Genomic DNA, 5295 nt, shown 5'->3' on the forward strand with positions numbered 1-5295 from the left:
GTGCGTGTGTTCTTTGAGAACTCAATAGTGTGTCGATGAATGTCAGTGCCAAAGATTATTTGGTGCCCGGCTTCTTGCACCCCCGTGTGAGGGTCGGGACATTTTGTCAGCAAAGTTTTTTGCTGGCGTTTTGTTTTGCTGGGTTTTCGGACTCGCGTTTTTCTTTCGATTGCGCCCTTTCGGGGGTGTGGTTGTGAGTCTTCAACGGAGAGTTTGATCCTGGCTCAGGACGAACGCTGGCGGCGTGCTTAACACATGCAAGTCGAGCGGTAAGGCCCTTCGGGGTACACGAGCGGCGAACGGGTGAGTAACACGTGGGTGATCTGCCTCGCACTCTGGGATAAGCCTGGGAAACTGGGTCTAATACCGGATAGGACCACTGATCGCATGGTTGGTGGTGGAAAGATTTATCGGTGTGAGATGGGCCCGCGGCCTATCAGCTTGTTGGTGGGGTAATGGCCTACCAAGGCGACGACGGGTAGCCGGCCTGAGAGGGCGACCGGCCACACTGGGACTGAGACACGGCCCAGACTCCTACGGGAGGCAGCAGTGGGGAATATTGCACAATGGGCGGAAGCCTGATGCAGCGACGCCGCGTGAGGGATGACGGCCTTCGGGTTGTAAACCTCTTTCGACAGGGACGAAGCGCAAGTGACGGTACCTGTAGAAGAAGCACCGGCCAACTACGTGCCAGCAGCCGCGGTAATACGTAGGGTGCGAGCGTTGTCCGGAATTACTGGGCGTAAAGAGCTTGTAGGCGGTCTGTCGCGTCGTCCGTGAAAACTTGGGGCTCAACCCCAAGCTTGCGGGCGATACGGGCAGACTTGAGTACTTCAGGGGAGACTGGAATTCCTGGTGTAGCGGTGAAATGCGCAGATATCAGGAGGAACACCGGTGGCGAAGGCGGGTCTCTGGGAAGTAACTGACGCTGAGAAGCGAAAGCGTGGGTAGCGAACAGGATTAGATACCCTGGTAGTCCACGCCGTAAACGGTGGGTACTAGGTGTGGGTTTCCTTCCACGGGATCCGTGCCGTAGCTAACGCATTAAGTACCCCGCCTGGGGAGTACGGCCGCAAGGCTAAAACTCAAAGGAATTGACGGGGGCCCGCACAAGCGGCGGAGCATGTGGATTAATTCGATGCAACGCGAAGAACCTTACCTGGGTTTGACATACACCGGAAACCTGCAGAGATGTAGGCCCCCTTGTGGTCGGTGTACAGGTGGTGCATGGCTGTCGTCAGCTCGTGTCGTGAGATGTTGGGTTAAGTCCCGCAACGAGCGCAACCCTTGTCCTGTATTGCCAGCGGGTTATGCCGGGGACTTGCAGGAGACTGCCGGGGTCAACTCGGAGGAAGGTGGGGACGACGTCAAGTCATCATGCCCCTTATGTCCAGGGCTTCACACATGCTACAATGGCCGGTACAGAGGGCTGCGATACCGTGAGGTGGAGCGAATCCCTTAAAGCCGGTCTCAGTTCGGATCGGGGTCTGCAACTCGACCCCGTGAAGTTGGAGTCGCTAGTAATCGCAGATCAGCAACGCTGCGGTGAATACGTTCCCGGGCCTTGTACACACCGCCCGTCACGTCATGAAAGTCGGTAACACCCGAAGCCGGTGGCCTAACCCCTTGTGGGAGGGAGCCGTCGAAGGTGGGATCGGCGATTGGGACGAAGTCGTAACAAGGTAGCCGTACCGGAAGGTGCGGCTGGATCACCTCCTTTCTAAGGAGCACATAGCATTTCGGGTCCGAGTGTGGCCCGGTGTTGCTCACGGGTGGAACGCTGACGCCGCGTCGTAAGACGCTATATCGACACACTGTTGGGTCCTGAAAGAACACGCGAGTGTTTCTTTCCAGGAAGAAGAATACGATCCGGTTCGGATTCCGTTGATACCAGTCCTCGTCGAGGGTGTTGGTCTCGGGTTCGGTTCGAACCGGGTGTGTTGTTTGAGAACTGTACAGTGGACGCGAGCATCTTTGTTTGTAAGTGTTTAAGAGCGTTCGGTGGATGCCTTGGCACCAGGAGCCGATGAAGGACGTAGGAGGCTGCGATAAGCCTCGGGGAGCTGTCAACCGAGCTGTGATCCGAGGATGTCCGAATGGGGAAACCCGGCACGAGTGATGTCGTGTCACCCGCATCTGAATGTATAGGGTGTGTGGAGGGAACGCGGGGAAGTGAAACATCTCAGTACCCGCAGGAAGAGAAAACAAGAGTGATTCCGTGAGTAGTGGCGAGCGAAAGCGGATGAGGCTAAACCGTGTAGATGTGATAGCCGGCAGGCGTTGTCTATGCGGGGTCGTGGGGTTATTCTTCTCAGTTCTGCCGAGCTGGGCGACAGTCAGAAAGGTTCGTGTTAGTCGAATTGGTCTGGGATGGCCGACCGTAGACGGTGAGAGTCCGGTAGACGAAAACATGTTCCCTGTCGTGAATGATGCCCGAGTAGCAGCGGGCCCGTGAAATCTGCTGTGAATCTGCCGGGACCACCCGGTAAGCCTGAATACTCCCTGGTGACCGATAGCGGACTAGTACCGTGAGGGAAAGGTGAAAAGTACCCCGGGAGGGGAGTGAAATAGTACCTGAAACCGGACGCTTACAATCCGTCAGAGCCTGTGCATCCTTTGGTGGGTGGTGGGTGATGGCGTGCCTTTTGAAGAATGAGCCTGCGAGTTAGTGGCATGTGGCGAGGTTAACCCGTGTGGGGTAGCCGTAGCGAAAGCGAGTCCGAATAGGGCGTTGAGTCGTGTGTTCTAGACCCGAAGCGGAGTGATCTACCCATGGCCAGGGTGAAGCGACGGTAAGACGTCGTGGAGGCCCGAACCCACTTAGGTTGAAAACTGAGGGGATGAGCTGTGGGTAGGGGTGAAAGGCCAATCAAACTCCGTGATAGCTGGTTCTCCCCGAAATGCATTTAGGTGCAGCGTCACGTGTTTCACTCCGGAGGTAGAGCTACTGGATGGCCTAGGGGGCCCACAAGCTTACCGAAGTCAGCCAAACTCCGAATGCCGGGGTGTGAGAGCGTGGCAGTGAGACTGCGGGGGATAAGCTTCGTAGTCGAGAGGGAAACAGCCCAGATCGCCGGCTAAGGCCCCTAAGCGTGTACTAAGTGGAAAAGGATGTGGGGTCGCGAAGACAACCAGGAGGTTGGCTTAGAAGCAGCCACCCTTGAAAGAGTGCGTAATAGCTCACTGGTCAAGTGATCCTGCGCCGACAATGTAGCGGGGCTCAAGTACACCGCCGAAGCCGCGGCACTCCCACATAACATCGGCCATTCCCTGCGGGGGATGGTCCAGTGGTGGGGGTGGGTAGGGGAGCGTCGTGCATCCTGGGAAGCAGCAGCGTGAGCTAGTTGTGGAGGGTGTGCGAGTGAGAATGCAGGCATGAGTAGCGAAAGACGAGTGAGAAACTCGTCCGCCGAATGACCAAGGGTTCCTGGGCCAGGTTAATCCGCCCAGGGTGAGTCGGGACCTAAGGCGAGGCCGACAGGCGTAGTCGATGGACAACGGGTTGATATTCCCGTACCCGTGTATCCGCGCCCAATGGCGAATCAGTTGTGCTAAGCGCCCAAATGCGGCGAGATCTCCTTCGGGAGACTCAAAGCGGCTGCGCGCGGCCCCGGCTGTAGTAGTCAAGCGATGGGGTGACGCAGGAAGGTAGCTGGGCCCGGTAATGGTTGTCCGGGTGTAAGCCTGTAGGGCGAGACATAGGCAAATCCGTGTCTCACACAGCCTGAGAGGTGATGCGTAGCCGATTGAGGTGAATTCAGTGATCCTATGCTGCCGAGAAAAGCCTCTAGTGAGTTGGTACACGGCCCGTACCCCAAACCGACACAGGTGGTCAGGTAGAGAATACCGAGGCGATCGAGAGAACTGTGGTTAAGGAACTCGGCAAAATGCCCCCGTAACTTCGGGAGAAGGGGGACCAACGCTGGTGACGACCCTTGCGGTCTGAGCTGGTGGTGGTCGCAGAGACCAGAGAGAAGCGACTGTTTACTAAAAACACAGGTCCGTGCGAAGTCGTAAGACGAGGTATACGGACTGACGCCTGCCCGGTGCCGGAAGGTTAAGAGGACCGGTTAGCCCGTGAGGGCGAAGCTGAGAATTTAAGCCCCGGTAAACGGCGGTGGTAACTATAACCATCCTAAGGTAGCGAAATTCCTTGTCGGGTAAGTTCCGACCTGCACGAATGGCGTAACGACTTCTCTGCTGTCTCAACCACAGACTCGGCGAAATTGCATTACGAGTAAAGATGCTCGTTACGCGCGGCAGGACGAAAAGACCCCGGGACCTTCACTATAGCTTGGTATTGGTGTTCGGTACGGTTTGTGTAGGATAGGTGGGAGACTGTGAAGCATGCACGCCAGTGTGTGTGGAGTCGTCGTTGAAATACCACTCTGGTCGTATTGGACTTCTAACCTCGGGCCATGATCTGGTTCAGGGACAGTGCCTGGTGGGTAGTTTAACTGGGGCGGTTGCCTCCTAAAATGTAACGGAGGCGCCCAAAGGTTCCCTCAGCCTGGTTGGCAATCAGGTGTCGAGTGCAAGTGCACAAGGGAGCTTGACTGTGAGACTGACAGGTCGAGCAGGGACGAAAGTCGGGACTAGTGATCCGGCACCGGCAAGTGGAAGCGGTGTCGCTCAACGGATAAAAGGTACCCCGGGGATAACAGGCTGATCTTCCCCAAGAGTCCATATCGACGGGATGGTTTGGCACCTCGATGTCGGCTCGTCGCATCCTGGGGCCGGAGTAGGTCCCAAGGGTTGGGCTGTTCGCCCATTAAAGCGGCACGCGAGCTGGGTTTAGAACGTCGTGAGACAGTTCGGTCTCTATCCGCCGCGCGCGTCAGAAACTTGAGGAAGGCTGTCCCTAGTACGAGAGGACCGGGACGGACGAACCTCTGGTGTGCCAGTTGTTCCGCCAGGAGCACTGCTGGTTGGCTACGTTCGGAAGGGATAACCGCTGAAAGCATCTAAGCGGGAAGCCTGTTCCAAGATGAGGTTTCTCTCCACCATCGAGTGGTTAAGGCCCCCTACAGACCATGGGGTTGATAGGCCGGAACTGGAAGCGCAGTAATGCGTGGAGGTGACTGGTACTAATAGGCCGAGGGCTTACCAACAAAGATGGCTACGCGTCCACTGTACGGTTCTGAAACAACACTGTCCGTGTTGCTTTCGCAGAGTTACGGCGGTTATAGCGGCAGGGAAACGCCCGGTCCCATTCCGAACCCGGAAGCTAAGCCTGCCAGCGCCGATGGTACTGCACTCGACAGGGTGTGGGAGAGTAGGACACCGCCGGAACAA

The 5295-nt window shown here is 56.8% G+C and carries 3 rRNA genes; all 3 read left to right on the forward strand.

Annotation, left to right across the window (positions count from 1 at the left end):
* Positions 1–201: 201 nt before the first annotated feature.
* The 3 genes from AB0H71_RS33860 to rrf all read left to right on the forward strand — a co-directional run bounded on the left by AB0H71_RS33860 (position 202) and on the right by rrf (position 5292).
* Positions 202–1720: ribosomal RNA gene (locus AB0H71_RS33860) — 16S ribosomal RNA — on the forward strand.
* 258 nt (positions 1721–1978) lie between these two features.
* A 23S ribosomal RNA gene (locus tag AB0H71_RS33865) occupies positions 1979–5111 on the forward strand.
* A gap of 64 nt (positions 5112–5175) precedes the next feature.
* A 5S ribosomal RNA gene (gene rrf / locus AB0H71_RS33870) occupies positions 5176–5292 on the forward strand.
* The 16S, 23S and 5S rRNA genes sit together here, the layout of an rRNA operon.
* Positions 5293–5295 lie beyond the last annotated feature (3 nt).

It is taken from the genome of Nocardia sp. NPDC050697 (assembly GCF_040654395.1).
Classification (GTDB): domain Bacteria; phylum Actinomycetota; class Actinomycetes; order Mycobacteriales; family Mycobacteriaceae; genus Nocardia.